1 tRNA gene is annotated in these 391 nt (G+C 46.8%); it reads left to right on the top strand.

What is annotated here, in order from left to right:
* Positions 1-120: 120 nt before the first annotated feature.
* Positions 121-196 (top strand) — tRNA-Gly (locus CWC30_RS15605).
* The last annotated feature ends 195 nt before the right edge of the window (positions 197-391 follow it).

Genomic DNA, 391 nt, shown 5'->3' with positions numbered 1-391 from the left:
CACGTGTCGCGCACCAACGGACAAATTACTTACTATTTTGAATGCGGCACTAGCTCAGTTGCCAGAATGTAGGACGCGACTTGTCGCGCACCAACGGACAAATTACTGACTATTTTGAATGCGGCACTAGCTCAGTTGGTAGAGCGCGACCTTGCCAAGGTCGAGGTCACGAGTTCGAGCCTCGTGTGCCGCTCCAATTTCTCACCAAAAGAAATTGTAGTAGAAATAAAGATTCAAGATGAAAGGTTAAAGGAACAAGGTTTAATATTGATAGAACCTAGAACCTAGAACCTAGAACCTAGAACCTAGAACCTAGAACCTTCATATAATGCGGTACTAGCTCAGTTGGTAGAGCGCGACCTTGCCAAGGTCGAGGTCACGAGTTCGAGCC

The sequence above is a fragment of the Pseudoalteromonas sp. S4741 genome (assembly GCF_005886135.1).
GTDB lineage: Bacteria > Pseudomonadota > Gammaproteobacteria > Enterobacterales > Alteromonadaceae > Pseudoalteromonas > Pseudoalteromonas tetraodonis.
This window is presented reverse-complemented; position numbering and strand designations above follow the sequence as displayed.